Genomic DNA, 15,265 nt, shown 5'->3' with positions numbered 1-15,265 from the left:
AATGATCCGCCCACCACCTATATCAACACACCCTTTGTAACACTCTTCCCCTCCACGCCGCTCTGCCCCCGGGGGAACCGGCGGCCGGGGCCGCCACGACGGTCCCCCGGACGGCCACCCTCACCCCCCGTGAGTGGTCCGCCGCCACCGGGTTCGCCGCCGCCGTCGGGGTCTCCCCCACCGCCCTGGCCCTGACGTTGTTCGTCGAGGCCCTCCGGCGGGCCGGCGCCGACGAGGCGTTCACGCTGGTCCTGACCACCACGAGTCGACTGTCGTTGCCGGCGGCCGCAGCCGACGTGGTCGGCCCCTTCACCGCCACCGCCGTCTTCGTGGCCGAGCCCACCGCCGGGGTGCCCCTGGACCGGGCGGCCCGGGCCGTGCACGACACCCTGCGCCGCGACCTCGACCACGCCGACGTCCCCGGCGTCGCGGTCCTGCGGGAGCTGCGGGCCCGGGGGGTACGGGTCCCGTCCGCCCTCCCGGTGGTCTTCACCAGTCTCCTCGACGCCGGACAGGGCCACGCCGAGGGCGCCCACGCCACCAGCCGGACCACCGGGGTCACCCTGGACGCCCAGCTCGTGCCGCACGCCGGTGGGGTACGGGTCCGGTGGGACGTCCGGGAGGAGGCGTACGCCCCCGGGGTCGTCGCCGCCGTGTTCGCCTGGTTCGTCAACACCCTCCGGTGGATCGGGTCGCCGACCTCCCCGCCCCGCCCCCTCAACGACCTGCAACAGGCCTACTTCGTCGCCCGGGCCACCACCGGAACGGGGCCGTGGAGCGGATGTCAGGTCAGCCACGGGTTCGGCGTCGACACGGTGGACCTGCCCCGGCTGGAACGGGCCTGGCTCGACCTGGTGGCGGCGCACGAACCGCTGCGGACCGCCGTCACCCACGACGGGACCCTGGTGGTCCACGAGACGGTCCCGGACCGCTGGTACGTCCCGGTCACCACCGGGGTGCCCGCCGAACCGGTGACCACGGAGATGGCGGGACGGGCGTACCCGTTGGGTCGGCTGCCCCAGGGTGAGCTGCGGGTGACAGTGGACCCGGCGGGGGCGACGACGGTCCACGTGGCTGTCGACCTGCTCGTGGCCGACGGCCGCAGCATCCACCTGATGATGCGGGACCTGCTGCGCCGGTACGCCGACCCCGACGCGACCCCACGGGTCGGTGCACCCCCACCACCGGTCGGCGCCCCGACGGCCCTGTCGGTGACCGCCGCCCGGCGGTACTGGCGGGACCGCCTGGCCGACCTGCCGCCCGGCCCGGCCGTCGCCACCACGGAGGGCCCCCGGGACCGGTTGACCGCCCGGATCACCGGGTGGGACAGGTGCCGGTCCCGGGCCCGGGAACTGGGACTGAGCCTGGACGCGGTGATCCTCGCCGTGCTCACCGAGGCGCTCGGGACCCACGTCGAGGGGGACTTCGCGGTGCCGCTGGTGCGGTGGACCCCGCAGACGGAACCGCTGCGCCCCGCGGAGCTGACCGCGCTGAGCTGGATCCCCCGCGCCGCGCCGGGCACCTCGGTCCGGGACGCGGCCCGCCGGTACGACGAACTCCTGGCCACCGACGCGGAGGCCGACGCGGTGAACGGGCTCAGTGAGCTGCGTCGGCTGGTCCTACGGCGCGGCGGCGGGTATCCGGTGGTCTGCACCGGCCTGCTGGACTTCGCCGACGCCCCGCTTCCGGCCGGGGTACGGGCGGCGGCCTGGGCCACCTGCACCCCTGACGTCGGGCTCGACTGCATCGCCATCGACGAGGGTGACGAGCTGGGCGTCTACTGGGACGCGACCCGGGGGGCGTTTCCCGGACCCGCCCTGGCGGCGGTCTTCGAGGCGTACCGCAGCGGGTTGGTGCGGCTCACCGGGGAGGAGGACGCCTGGACGACCCCGCCGACGGTGGTCGACGCGGCGGAGGGGTCCGACGCCCTCCCGCAGGAGCTGCGTCGGATCGTCCACGACTGGAACGACACGGCCGTCGACTTCCCGCACGACGGGCCGGTCCACCTGCTCTTCGAGGAGCAGGTCCGGCTCCGCCCGGACGCGGTGGCGGTGCGGTGGCGGGGCGGGACGGCCTCGTACCGGGAGGTGAACGCCGCCGCGAACCGGATCGCCGCCGGCCTGCGGGAGCGGGGGGTCGCGGCCGGGTCCGTCGTGGCGATCCGGGTCCCCCGGGGGCCGACGATGGTGGCGGCGGTCTTCGGGGTCCTCAAGGCCGGTGGGGCGTACCTGCCGGTGGAGCCCGCCACACCGGCCCCCCGGGTGGCGGTGATGCTCGCCGACGCGGGGGCCGTCGCCATGGTCACCGTCGCCGACGCCGGTCCGGCCTCCGATCCGGTGCCCACCGTGTACGCCGACCGCCTCGGCGACGCCGTCCTCGCCGACCCGGAGCCGCTGGTCGACGCCGACGCCACCGCCTACGTCATCTTCACCTCCGGCAGCACCGGACGTCCCAAGGGGGTGGAGGTGGCCCACCGGTCGGTGCACAACCTGCTGCACTGGGCCCGCCGGACGTTCCGGTTCGGCCCCACCGACGTCGGGCTCTGCGTCACCTCCCTCGGGTTCGACCTGTCGGTCTTCGACCTCCTGGGCCTGCTCAGCGTCGGCGCGTCGGTCTACGTCGCCGACGCCGACCAGCAACGGGACCCGGCGCTGCTGCTGGACGTCCTGCTCGACGAGCCGATCACGTTCTGGAACTCGGCCCCCACCACCCTGGCCCACCTGGTGCCGCTGACCGCCGCCCACCGGGGTCGACCCGGCACCGACGACCTGCGGCTGGTCTTCCTCAGCGGGGACTACACCCCGCTGGGGCTCCCCGACGAGTTGCGGGCCTGTTTCCGGCGGGCGGAGGTGGTCAGCCTCGGCGGGGCCACCGAGGCGACGGTCTGGTCGAACTGGTTCCGGGTCGAGGCGCTCGACCCGCAGTGGCACAGCATCCCGTACGGCCGACCGATCGACAACGCCAGGTACTACGTCCTGGACGCCGACCGGCGGCCCTGCCCGGTGGGTGCGGCGGGTGACCTGTACATCGCCGGGGAGGTCCTGGCCGTCGGCTACCGCAACCAGCCGGCCCTGACCGAGGACCGGTTCGTCCCGTGTCCGTTCGGGCCCCCCGGGGACCGGATGTACCGGACCGGGGACCGGGCCAGTTTCCTCCCCGACGGCAACATCTGTTTCCTCGGCCGCGCCGACCACCAGGTCAAGATCCGGGGGTTCCGGGTGGAGCCGGGCGAGATCGAGCACCGACTCCGGACCCATCCGCAGGTCAAGGACGTCGTGGTGCTGCCACGGGAGGAGGGCGGGGAACGCAAGCTCGTCGCGTACGTCCTGCCGTCGCCCGGGTCCACCCCGGCGGTCCGGGACCTGCGGGCGTACGCCGCCGAGGCCCTCCCCGACTACATGGTGCCCAACCACGTGGCGGTCCTGGACCGGTTCCCGGCGACGGCCAACGGCAAGCTGGACCGGGACGCCCTGCCCTGGCCGCTCACCGCACCGACGGCCTCCGCGCCGGACGTCGACGGGGCGCTGCGGGAGATGGTCACCGGCCTCTTCGCCGACCTGCTCGGCGAGTCCGTCGACCCGGCCGGGGACCTGTGGGACCAGGGGGCCACCTCGTTCACGATGGTGCAGGTCTCCGCCCGGCTCCTGGAGCGGCTGGGCACCCGGATACCGGTGGCGGTGCTGCTCGACAACCCGACAGTGGACGGCATCGTCGCCCACGTCTCCGGGGTCTCCCCCGCGTCCCCCGCCTCCCCGGCCTCCGCCGCGTCGGCTGCCTCCGCCCCGGCTCGTGCCACCGCTGGAGACGACGGGGCGAGGGACGCCGACCCGACGACCGACGAGGTGGTGGACCTGCTCTCCCCCACCGAACGGGCCGAGTTCGCCGCCCGACGTCGGCACCTGCGGGAGGAGGGCACCCCGGTCGAACTACCCGACCTGAGGGTGGACCACCTGTGGTACCGGTGGCGGTCCTCCCGCCGGGACCTCCTCGACCGGCCGGTGTCACTGGCCTCGGTGGCGTCGCTGCTGGCCCTGCTCCGCCCCGACGACGGCGGGCGGCGACTGTACCCCTCCGCCGGGGACACCTACGGGGTCCAGGTCTACCTGCACGTCCCCGGGGACCGGGTCACCGGCCTGGCCGCCGGGGTGTACTACCACCACCCGGAGGAGAACCGGCTCCGGCGCATCGGCGACGCCGCCGACCTGGACCGGACCGCCCACTTCGGCTACAACCGGCCGATCTTCGACAGGTCCGCCTTCGGGATCTACCTGGTCGGGCAGACCCGGGCGGTCGCCCCCCTGTACGGCAAGGACGCCGACCGGTACCTCACCCTGGAGGCCGGGCACCTGAGCCAACTCCTGTCGAGCGGGCAGGCGGCGCGGGGTTTGGGACTGTGTCCGGTCGGTGGGGTGGCCGGCGGTCCGCTGCGCGACGCCCTGCGCCTCGACGACGGGCACCTGTTCCTCCAGGCGCTGCTCGGCGGGGCGGCCGACCACGAGGCCCCCGACGACCGGTTCCAGCCCCCGTACCCGGTGGACGCCGGTGAGGTCGCCGTGGTGGGGATGGCCGGGCGGTACCCGGGCGCCGACGACGTCGACCGTCTCTGGGAGAACCTGCGGACCGGGCACAGCGCCGTCGGCCCGACACCCGCCGGGCGTCCCGACGGACCGGTCGGCGGGTGGCTCACCGACGTCGACACCTTCGACAACGACCTGTTCGGGATCGCCCCGGCCGAGGCCGCCGGCCTCGACCCGCAGCTGCGGCTGCTGTTGCAGGTGGTCTGGACCTGCCTGGAGGACGCCGGACACACCAGCCGTTCCCTGGGGCGGGTCGGGGTGTTCGTCGGTCTCATGTGGCACGACCACCGGCTGGTCGGCACCGACAGGTGGCGCGCCGACGGGACCGCCCGGATCTCCGGCACCGGATCGGAGATCGCCAACCGGGTGTCGCACGTGTTCGACCTCCGAGGTCCGAGCCTGGCCGTGGACACCTCCTGTTCGTCCTCCCTGACCGCCCTGCACCTGGCGGTGCAGAGCCTGCGGCGGGGCGAGTGCGACGCGGCGGTGGTGGCGGCGTCGAACCTGCTCCTGCACCCCTACCACGCGGCCCTCCTGCGCCGACTCGACCTGATCGCCGAGACCCCGCCCCGGGCCCTGGACGCCACCTCGGGTGGCTGGCCGGTCGGTGAGGGGGTCGGGGCGGTGCTCCTGCGTCGGCTCGGCGACGCCCGTGACGACCGGGACCGGATCCACGGGGTGGTGGAGAGCACCTGGGTGGGTCACCTCGGCGGCACCACCCGGTACGGGGTCCCGGACGTGGGCGCGTTGGCCGACTCCCTGCGCGAGGCGGTCCGCCGGGCCGGGGTGACCCCGGCCGACCTGGGATACGTGGAGTGCGCGGCGGCCGGGGCGACCCTCTCCGACGCGGCCGAGGTCGAGGCGGTCACCGCCCTCGTCGACGGGGCCGGACGGGTCGCCGCCGGGACCCTCAAACCCAACCTGGGGCACGCCGAGGCGGCCTCGGGGCTGGCCCAGCTCACCAAGGTCCTCCTGCAACTGCGGCACGGTCGGCTCGCCCCGACCCTGCTCGCGGAGCCCTCCGCCGCCCTGGTCGACCTCGACACGACAGGGGTCCGGTTCGTCGACCGACCCGAGCCGTGGCCGGACGCCCCCCGGCGGGCCCTGGTCAACGCCCTGGGAGCGACAGGCTCGGTGGGGCACGTCGTGGTACGCGCTGCGGAGGAGCAGACATGACCAGTCCGTGGATCAGGGAACCGGTGGTGGACGACGCCCCGACGCTGCTGTACTGCGTCCCCCACGCCGGGGGTGGGGCGGCGTTCTTCCGACCCTGGCGGGCCGCCCTGGCACCCGAGGTCGGCCTCTGCCCGGTGGTCCTGCCCGGACGGGAGTCACGGGTGCGGGAACGTCCGATGACCACGGTGGACCAGATCGTCCCCCCGCTGGCCCAGGCGATCCGGGACCACGCCGACCGGCCGTACGCGATCCTCGGACACAGCATGGGGGCGGTGGTGGCGTACGAGGTGGCCCGCCGGCTCTCCCTGACCGGGCGGGAGCCGTCCCGGCTGTTCGTCTCCGGCCGCCGCGCCCCCCACCTGCCCGCTCGACGGGCCCCCCGGCACGATCTGCCCCGCGACGAGTTCCTCCCGGCCGTCGCCGCCCTCGGCGGCACCCCGCCGGAGATCCTGCGACAGCCGGACCTGATGGGGGTCTTCCTGCCCGGTCTGCGGGCCGACTTCACTGTCAACGAGACCTACCAGCCGATGCCCGGACCGCCGCTGACCTGCCCGGTGTCCGCCCTCACCGGGAGCACCGACCCGGAGGTGGAGGTGACCGAGATGCGGGCGTGGGCGCAGGTGACCACCGGACCGTACCGGCTCCGGGTCTTCCCCGGTGGGCACTTCTACCTGGCCGGTCCGCCGCCTGAGGTGGCCGACGCCCTCCGCGCGGACCTGCCGGTCCGGTCGTGACCGGACCGGCCCGAAGTCGGGGCCGGGGTGAAGGTCGGAGTCGGGGTCGAGGTCGAGGTCCGAGTCGAAGCCGGTCCCCGGGGCCAGGGTTGAGGTCGGGGGCGGGGGGCGGTGTCGGTCGGCGCGGACCCGGCGGACGCCGACGGGCCGGTCGGACGCCACGCGTCGTCCGACCGGCCCGCACCGGCAGGCGTCACAGGGACGCGACGACCTCCTTGGTGGCCTGCAGGAGGATGCCCATCATCTCCCGCAACTGCGCCTCGGTCATCGCCAACGGGGGAACGATGACGATGGTGTCGCTGGGTGCCGAGTGGATGATCAGGCCCAGTTCCCGGCACCGGTCGGTGATCCGGACGGCGACCCCCAGGTCCCACGGGAAGGGCTCCCGGGTCTGCTGGTCCTGGACCAGTTCGATGGCGGCGAGCATCCCGCACTGGCGGATGTCACCCAGGTGCGGCACCTCCCGGAACCGGTCCAGTTCCTCGGTGAGGACGACCCCGAGGGCCTGACCGTGCCGGATCACGTCGTCCTTCTCGAACAGGTCGAGACTGGCCAACGCCACCGCCACCGCCAGCGGGTTGCCGGAGAAGGTGTGCCCGGACAGCAGCATCTTCCCGTCGCCGCGGAAGGCGTCGAAGACGTCGGCGGAGGCCATCGTCGCGGCCAGCGGGAGGTACCCGCCGGTGAGGCCCTTGCCGACGCAGAGGATGTCCGGGCTGACCCCGTCGGCCTCGCAGGCGAACATCGGGCCGGTCCGCCCGAACCCGGTGCCCAACTCGTCGGCGATGAGCAGGACCCCGTGCCGGCGGGCGATCTCGGCGACCCGGGCGAGGTGCCCGTCGCGGGCCACGACCATCCCGCTGACGTTCTGCACCCGGGGTTCGACGAGGACGGCCGCGATCTCCGACCCCTCCCGTTCGAGGACCTCCTCCAGGGTGTCGGCGCAGGCCAGGGTGCAGTTGTCGGTGCAGAGGGTGCACCGGTAGCAGTACGGCTGGGCGAAGGCGCTGGTGGGACGCAGCAGCGGTTGGTAGAAGTTCTTCAGGATGGTCATCTGGCCGACCGAGAGCGCCCCGGTGGTGTCGCCGTGGAAGGCCCCGGTCATCGAGACGAACTTGTTGCGCTGCGGCTCGCCCTTGAACACCCAGTACGAGAAGGCCATCTTCATGGCCGTCTCGACGGCACTGGAACCGCTCTCCAGGAACAGGACCCGGTCGATGCCCTCGGGGGCCAGCTTGACCAGCCGTTCGGCGAGCTGGGCGGCCCCGGGGTGGGTCATCCCGTAGAGGGTGGTGTGGGCGATCCGGGCGGCCTGGGCGGCCAGGGCCTCGTTGAGTTCCGGACGTTGGTGGCCGTGGATGTTGACGCCCAGGGAGGAGCCACCGTCGAGATACTTGTTGCCGTCGCTGTCGTACAGGTAGACCCCCTCCCCTCGTTCGATCACCAGGGGCTTGGCCTTCAGGTACGCGTCGGTCGGGGTGTACGGATGCCACACGTGCTGCTGGTCCAGCGTCCGTAGCCGTTCGGTCTCGGTCAGGTCGACGTCCATGCGTTCGGCGCTCCATCGGCTTGGGGGAACCGGGTCGGGACGCCGCAGTATCACCGGATCCACCAGGACGTCGTCTGCGCAGTTCTGCGCAGAACCCCGCCTGCTCAACTCTGAGCAGAGGTGGTCGCGGGCGGTGGGAATGCTCAACCAGTGCGGCTGGGACGCCCCCGGCCGCCATCGGTGCAACGGAAGGGGACGCCCCCGTGACGATCTCGCACGACCTCGATCTGACCTCGGCCCAGTCGCGGGAGTCGGCGTACCAGGCGTACGCCGCCCTCCGGGAGACCGCCCCGGTCGCCCGGGTCCGGATGCCCACCGGTCAGGACGTCTGGCTGGTCACCGGGTACGAGGAGTCGGTCGGGTTCCTCACCGACTACCAGCGGTTCCGGACCAGCCCTCCGGCATCGGGTGGGGACGGTGGCGCCCCGGCCCTGCCGGAGGCAGTCGTCCGACTCCTCGGCGGGAGCATGGGAAGCATGGACCCGCCGGACCACACCCGCCAGCGCCGGCTGGTCCAGGCGGCGTTCACCCCGCAGTACGTGGAGACGCTGCGCCCCGGCGTCCAGGCCATCACCGACCAGCTCGTCGACGGACTGCTGGCCCGCCCGGACCGCACCTTCGACCTGGTCGAGGACTTCGCGGTGCCGCTGCCCCTGACCGTGATGTCCGACATGCTGGGCATCCCCCGCGACGACCGCAACCGGTTCCGCCTCTGGTCGGAGCTGCTGCTCTCGCTCGACCCGACCTCGGCGCAGTCCGCCCCGGCCGGGATGAGCCCGATGGACGTGATGGCGGAGATCGAGAAGTTCGTCGGCTACCTCGACGCCCTGATCGTGGCCAAGCGGGCCGACCCGGGCGACGACCTGATCTCACGGATGACCCTGGCCGAGGCCGACGGCGAGCGGATGACCGACGACGAACTTCTCAAGATGGTGGCCCTGCTCGTGGTCGGCGGGCTCGGCACCACCCAACACCTGATCGGCAACATGGTCCTCGCCCTGTTCCGCAACCCCGAGCAGTTGGAGCTGCTCAGGGCGGACCCGGGCCTGGCCCCCTCCGCCGTCGAGGAGATGCTCCGGTTCCACGGACCCATCGAGATCAGCTTCCCCCGGTTCGCCGCCGAGGACACCGAGATAGCCGGACAGCCGATCGCCCGGGGCGAGATGATCATCGCGGTCCTCGCCGCCGCCGACCGTGACCCGGCCCGCTTCACCGACCCCGACCGCCTCGACATCAGACGGTCGGGCAACAGGCACCTGGCCTTCGGCCGGGGAGCCCACATGTGTCTCGGTGCCCCGCTGGCCCGAGTGGAGGGACAGATCGCCCTCACCACCCTGCTCGCCCGGATGCCGCAGCTGCGTCCGGCGAACGAACCCGTCGACGCCGCCTGGCGTCCCGGGTTGACCCTGCGCGGACTCAGCTCGCTGTCCGTGCGGTTCTGACCACTTCGGCGTCGACCCGGCCGTCCCGGAGTGGCGCGGCCGGGCGGCGCTCCGATCCGTCGAGGAGGAACGCCTGTGGCCGACGCGATCGTCGCCGAGGGCCTGTGTAAGAAGTTCGGCGCGGTCACCGCGTTGGACGGGCTCGACCTCAGGGTGCCCCGGGGCACCGTGACCGGGCTGCTCGGGCCCAACGGGGCGGGCAAGAGCACCGCCGTACGCCTGCTGACCACCCTGTTGACCCCCGACGGTGGCCGGGCCGAAGTGGACGGGCTGGACGTGGTGACCCGGGCCGCCGAGGTCCGCCGCCGGATCAGCCTGGCCGGTCAGCACGCCGCCGTGGACGAGAACCTGACCGGCTTCGAGAACCTGGAGATGCTCGGGCAGCTCCTGCACCTGGGCCGACGGCGCAGCCGGGAACGCGCCGACGAGTTGCTGCACGACTTCGACCTGGTGGAGGCCGGCAGACGACGGACCAAGGACTACTCCGGGGGGATGCGGCGTCGGCTTGACCTGGCCGCCTCCCTGATCGTCGCCCCGTCGGTGCTCTTCCTCGACGAACCGACCACCGGCCTGGACACCCGCAGTCGGGCCGCCCTGTGGGACACCATCGGCGACCTGGTCTCCGGCGGGACCACCCTGCTGCTGACCACCCAGTACCTGGAGGAGGCCGACCGGCTGGCCCACCAGATCGTCGTCGTCGACCACGGCCGGGTCATCGCCCGGGGCACCCCCAACGAGCTCAAGGGTCAGGTCTCCGGGGAACGGCTGGAGGTCACCGTCGACCCTGCGGCGGACCTGGAGACGGCCCGGACGGTCCTGGCCACGGTGGGCACCGGCCCGGTGGTCGTCAACGACGCCGCGGGGGTCCTCGGTGTCCCGGTCGACGACGGGGTGGAAACCCTCCTGGCGAGCACCAGACGGTTGCGGGAGGCGGGCGTCGGGGTGCTCGACGTGGCACTTCGCCGACCGACGCTCGACGACGTCTTCCTCGCCCTCACCGACCGTCCCGCCCCCGCCCCCGCCCCCGAGGCAGCGCAGTCCCCGGAAGGAGTCCGATGAGCAGTGTCGTGACGGCGTTCGGCGAGGGTGTGGTCATCGCCCGCCGGAACCTGCGCATGATCATGCGGGTGCCGGACCTGCTGGTGAACTCCGCCGTGGCACCGGCGATGATGACCCTGCTGTTCGGGTTCGTCATCGGCGGGGCGATCGACCTTCCCGGGGTGTCGTACCGGGAGTTCCTCCTCAACGGCATCTTCGTCCAGGCGGTCCTGTTCGGGGCGGTGAACACCGGTACGGCGATCGCCTCCGACGTGCGCAACGGCATCGTCGACAGGTTGATGTCCATGCCGATCTCCCGGTCGGCGGTGCTCGTCGGACGGACCACCAGTGACGTGGTGAACAACGCGGTGGTCATCTCGGTGACCGCCCTGCTCGGCCTCGTCGTCGGGTGGCGGGTCCGGTCGTCGTTCCTGGACGCCCTGGTCGGGTTCGCGGTCCTGCTCGCCTTCGCCTACGCGCTGTCCTGGCTGATGGCCCTGGTCGGGTTGGCCGCCCCGGTCCCCGAGGTGGTGAGCAGCACCGGCTTCACTGTGGCCATCCCCCTGGGGTTCCTCTCCAACGCGTACGTGCCGATCGACTCGATGCCGACGGTCCTCGGGGCGGTGGCCCAGTGGAACCCGGTGTCGGCGGTGGTGCAGGCGCTGCGGGACCAGTTCGGGATCGTCGGCCCGGCGGCTGCCCGCCCGGACGTCTGGCCGATGCAGCACCCGGTGGCCGCCTCACTGCTGTGGGTCGGACTGATCCTGGTGATCGCCGTACCGCTGGCGATCCGGCAGTACCGCCGGGCGGTGGGCCGGTAACCGTACCGACTGTCGACGGCCCCCGGGACACTCCCGGGGGCCGTCGCACGTCCGCCGGTGTCCTACTCGACGAGGACCCGGTCGGGGGCCTGCCGACGGGCCCGCCGGGCCCGGAGCAGGGAACGGATCCACATCACCACCCCACCGCCCTCGACGACGAAGACGAACGCCGCGATGGACAGGACGTCGACCCAGGTGAAGGTGCCGGTCACGGGCTCACCCCGGACCAGGGAGAGAACCCGACCGGCGTAGTAGACCAGCAGCGGGAGAGTCGCGGTGACGAGGACGACCAGGGCGAGGATCCGGCCGGCGAGCCAGACCACCGAGAAGAGCCGGACCGCCCGCATCTCCCGGGGGCCGACGCCGGAGGTGTCGACGAGCCGGCGACGCAGGACCCGACGGACCACGTTCCGCAGGTACGCGTCGGTGTCGGCCATCAGGCTGCGGGTGCCCAGCGCGGTCACCGCCACGTAGTACAGGTCGGTCCGCAGGAACACGAACGTCTGCCACAGCAGCCTGACGAAGTGGGTGAACAGGACGGCGGACAGGACGATCCGGACCGGCTCGGGATATCCGGCGAGCCCGACCCGGTCCACCCAGAGCAGGATCACCAGGACGGCGGCCCCGGTCAGGTCCACGATCATCCCGGCCAGCAGGGCGAGGTACCGCTGTCGTTTGGGGACCAGCCAGATCCCGGACATCTCCGTCTGCACGACGATGGCGTACATCTGGTTGCCGACCCGGATCCGGGCCGGGACACCGGCGGCCCGGGCACCCACCACGTGGGCCAGTTCGTGGCCGAGCAGCCCCACCGCGGCGATCGCCATCACCGTCCACAGGTAGGCGGAGAAGTTCGTCTCGAAGGCCAGGCTGGACGGGCCGGGCAGGACCGTCGGCTCACCGGCGGCGAGGACCGCCGCCACCACGACCAGGGCACCGCATCCGGCCAGCACCGGGACCCCCAGCAGCCGGCGGGCTGTCGACGGGGAGAGCCGGTCGAGGTTCCACACCCGCCCGGGTGGGGGCGACGGCTGCGGCGGGGCCGGGGCGCCACCGGCGGGGGCGACGAAACCCTCACCGGCCAGGGTGTCGAGGAACGGCTCCACCTCGGGAGTGTCGCCGTGGCGCTCCTCGTACCGGCTGACGGCCTCGCCGAGGGTGACGCCCTCGGCGAGCCACTCCAGGAGGTCGAGCGCCTCGACCGGGATGGCCAGGAACGTCTCGTGTCGGGCGTCGCCGACGACGGCCTCGTCGCCGTCGCGGCGGGCGGTGAAGGGATGGACCGTGACCGGCGCGTCGAAGGGGAACCGGCTCACCTGGGAACCTCCTTGCCGAGGTACGACGGGGAACCGGGGGTGGGGGTCGCCCCCCACCCCCGGTCGTCAGGACGTCACGCCTGGATGCAGGCGACAGTCGCGCTGGCCTTCACCGATTCGAGCTTGCGGACCGACAGCTCCTTCTTGGCCTTCTCGACCTTGGTCTGGACCTTCATGTGACACCTCCTCCCGGTGGCTCGTGGTCGTCGCCCACCCCGACCGGGGTGGGTGTCTGTGGGCGGGGCGGGTCCCCGGCGACGAACCGCACCGCCAGGTCCATCAGGGCGTCCCCGGCGCGGAAGAGCGACAGGTGGTCACCGTGCTCGGTGACGTGCAGGACGGCGTCCGGAATCCGGGCGGCCACCGCCCGCGACCCGTCCGGGTGAGCCGTCCGGTCGTCCCGGCTGGTCACGACCAACGTCCGGTGCGACAGACCGGTCAGGTACGGACGCAGGTCCGTCGCCATGATCGCCCCGTTGAGCCGGCAGTACCTGTGCAGCAGGTCCGGCCGGACGTACGGGTAGACCACCAGGTGGGCCAGGCCCGGCGGGGCCACCCCGAGCATGGTGTGGGCGAGGACGGCGTGCACCGCAGCGGCCCGGGTCTCGTCCCGGGCGGCCATCTCCATCAGGGCCTGGAGGTTGCGCTGGTGGTCGGTCTTGGGGCTCTCCCCGCCCAGGTCGAAGTCGCCGTGCCAGAGGCTCAGGGACTCCACCCGGTCGGGTCGACGGGCGGCGGCGACCACGGCCAGCACCGCACCGCCGCAGAGACCGATCAGGTGCGCCCGGTCGAGACGGAGGTGGTCGAGCACCGTCACCAGGTCGTCGGCCTGGGTGATCACGTCCACCCGCCCGGCGGGGTCGGGCGCGAACAGGCCCCGGGTCTGCGGGACGACCACGAAGTGGTCACGGGCGAGACGGCGTACCCAGCGCTCGGCCAGCCGGGCGGGCATCCCGCAGGCCGACGCGATCAGCACCGCCGGTCGGGACCGGTCCCCGGCGTACCAGGTGGGAAGCGCTGCCCCGTCGGAGGTGGACACGTCGACCCGGTGGGCCCAGGCGGTGAAGTCCCGTCGACGGGCCAGGTCGACCGAGGATGGTCCGGCCGGATCGCGCTGCGGGGGGCGGTCGGCGAGACCGAGCAGGCCGTCCAGGACCCGCTCGAACGGGCCGAGGTCGGTAGCGTCGGTGACCGGGGTGACCGGCGGGAGGCCCAGGGACACGCAGGTCCGCCGGAGCAGGTCCCCGGTGCCGGGGTCGTCGCACCGGACCCGTGCCGGCTGCGGGAGTGCCGACAGCAGCGGGGCAGCGGCCAGCAGGGCGTCGGTCAGGTCGGCCGGGTGCACCGGACCGGCCGACGGCGGCGGGTTCACCGGACACCCCCGACCTTGATCCAGTCGTACCGGCGGTGGTGGCCGTCGACACCGGTGCAGGCGAGGACGGTCCGGGGCAGGCCGACCCGGTCGACGAACTCCCCCCACCGGTACGGGTCCACCGTCCGGTCGGCCACCGGGACGAGGCAGTCGGCGTTGGCCGCCAGGACCTGCCGGTACTCGTCGAAGGTCAGCCGGCACCGGGCGGCCAACTGGTCGCCGATCTGCATCCGACCCACCGTGGCGGCGGCGTCCACGCCGACGACCCCGCTGTAGAACTCCGAGGCGCACCCGGACCCGTACGCGTACAGGCCGACCCGGACCGGGTCGGTCGACCCGAGGTGGTCGACCATGCTGGCCAGGGCGAGGTACACCGACCCGGAGCAGAGGTTGCCCACCTGCCGGGGGTAGACCAGGCCGGGCAGGACCCGACTGGTGAAGTCCGCCGCCACGTCGGCGACCCCGTGGTCGCGGGCGAGCTTGCGATGGGCGGCGCGGACGATCCCGGCGAACGGGGTGTGCATCACCAGCCCCGCGAAGGTGGACGCGAAGTCCACCCCACCGACCCGGTCGGTGTAGTCCCGGTAGGAGTGGGTCAGACAGTCCAGGTACGCGAAGAGCGACCGGTCGGCGTCGGCGATGTCGAACCGGGGGCCGGGGCGGGCCGAGTCGAGGGTCTCGTAGCTGTGCACGCCGAAGGCACCCAGGTCCACGTCGAGGACCGCCGGCCGCTCCCCGAGCAGGACCGCCGCAGCCCCGGTGCCCATCGCCGGTTCGGTGTACCCCGCCCCCTCGTCGACAAGGGAGACGTCGGTGGCGATCACCAGCGCCCGGGCCCCGGGCGACGCCGCGGAGGCGAGATATCCGCAGGCCAGTTGGAGGGCGCCGGTGGCGGCGTAGCAGGCCTGCTTGACCTCCATCACCCGGCACCGGCGGCTCAACCCCAGGTGCTCGTGGACGTACGAGGCGACGGACTTGCTGTAGTCCACCCCGGACTCGGTGGAGGTGACGAGCAGCTCGATCCGCTCCCGGTCGGCCGGGGCGAGCGCCTCGACGACCGGCCGGGCCGCGTTGACGGCGTGGGTCACCGGATCCTCGAACGGCAGGGCGACCGACTTGGTCTCCATCATCAGGTTGTCCAGCCGCGCGGGGTCCAGGCCCCGACCGGCGAACAGGTCGGCCACCGGGATCCGGGCCAGCCCCGCATGGACGTTCAGCGCCTCGATCCCCACACTCACGC

9 protein-coding genes are annotated in these 15,265 nt (G+C 73.2%); 5 read left to right on the top strand and 4 right to left on the bottom strand.

The genetic code is table 11. The features are described 5' to 3' along the window. Positions 1-197: 197 nt before the first annotated feature. A complete protein-coding gene (locus ABT336_RS06760; RefSeq protein ID WP_350895544.1) occupies positions 198-5,753 on the top strand; it encodes an amino acid adenylation domain-containing protein in 5,556 nt (1,851 codons plus the stop codon). Next, on the top strand, positions 5,750-6,487 hold the full coding sequence (locus ABT336_RS06755) for a thioesterase II family protein (protein ID WP_350895543.1): 738 nt from the start codon (positions 5,750-5,752) through the stop codon (positions 6,485-6,487). Before ABT336_RS06760 ends, ABT336_RS06755 begins: the two co-directional genes overlap by 4 nt. Before the next feature lie 193 nt (positions 6,488-6,680). Here ABT336_RS06755 and bioA read toward each other — a convergent pair whose 3' ends face one another. Beyond that, positions 6,681-8,036 (bottom strand): adenosylmethionine--8-amino-7-oxononanoate transaminase, encoded by a 1,356-nt coding sequence (bioA, locus tag ABT336_RS06750; protein WP_350895542.1) that lies wholly within the window; start codon positions 8,034-8,036, stop codon positions 6,681-6,683. Positions 8,037-8,239: 203 nt separating this feature from the next. Here bioA and ABT336_RS06745 point away from each other — a divergent pair, with 203 nt between their 5' ends. The 3 genes from ABT336_RS06745 to ABT336_RS06735 all read left to right on the top strand — a co-directional run bounded on the left by ABT336_RS06745 (position 8,240) and on the right by ABT336_RS06735 (position 11,337). Next, entirely contained in the window at positions 8,240-9,478 is a 1,239-nt protein-coding gene (locus ABT336_RS06745; protein ID WP_350895541.1) for a cytochrome P450 family protein, read from the top strand. A 75-nt stretch (positions 9,479-9,553) separates the two neighbouring features. Next, the gene (locus tag ABT336_RS06740) at positions 9,554-10,537 is read left to right on the top strand and encodes an ATP-binding cassette domain-containing protein (RefSeq protein ID WP_350895540.1); all 984 of its coding nucleotides are present in this window, start codon (positions 9,554-9,556) and stop codon (positions 10,535-10,537) included. Next, positions 10,534-11,337, top strand: a complete 804-nt coding sequence (locus tag ABT336_RS06735) for an ABC transporter permease (RefSeq protein WP_350895539.1) — start codon at positions 10,534-10,536, stop codon at positions 11,335-11,337. Before ABT336_RS06740 ends, ABT336_RS06735 begins: the two co-directional genes overlap by 4 nt. A gap of 62 nt (positions 11,338-11,399) precedes the next feature. On the opposite strand, the gene ABT336_RS06730 is transcribed toward ABT336_RS06735, so the two are convergent. The 3 genes from ABT336_RS06730 to ABT336_RS06720 form a co-directional block, all read right to left on the bottom strand. Then, entirely contained in the window at positions 11,400-12,653 is a 1,254-nt protein-coding gene (locus tag ABT336_RS06730; protein ID WP_350895538.1) for a hypothetical protein, read from the bottom strand. Between the two features lie 172 nt (positions 12,654-12,825). Beyond that, entirely contained in the window at positions 12,826-14,025 is a 1,200-nt protein-coding gene (locus tag ABT336_RS06725; RefSeq protein ID WP_350895537.1) for an alpha/beta fold hydrolase, read from the bottom strand. Continuing rightward, positions 14,022-15,263 carry a hydroxymethylglutaryl-CoA synthase family protein gene (locus ABT336_RS06720; protein WP_350895536.1) on the bottom strand — a complete coding sequence of 414 codons (1,242 nt, stop codon included), beginning with the start codon at positions 15,261-15,263 and terminating at the stop codon, positions 14,022-14,024. The genes ABT336_RS06725 and ABT336_RS06720 overlap by 4 nt, the downstream gene beginning before the upstream one ends. Positions 15,264-15,265 lie beyond the last annotated feature (2 nt).

Source organism: Micromonospora sp. NPDC000207, assembly GCF_040300925.1.
Lineage (GTDB): Bacteria > Actinomycetota > Actinomycetes > Mycobacteriales > Micromonosporaceae > Micromonospora.
Note: the sequence above shows the minus strand (reverse complement) of the source record. Positions and strands in the feature narration are given on the sequence as shown.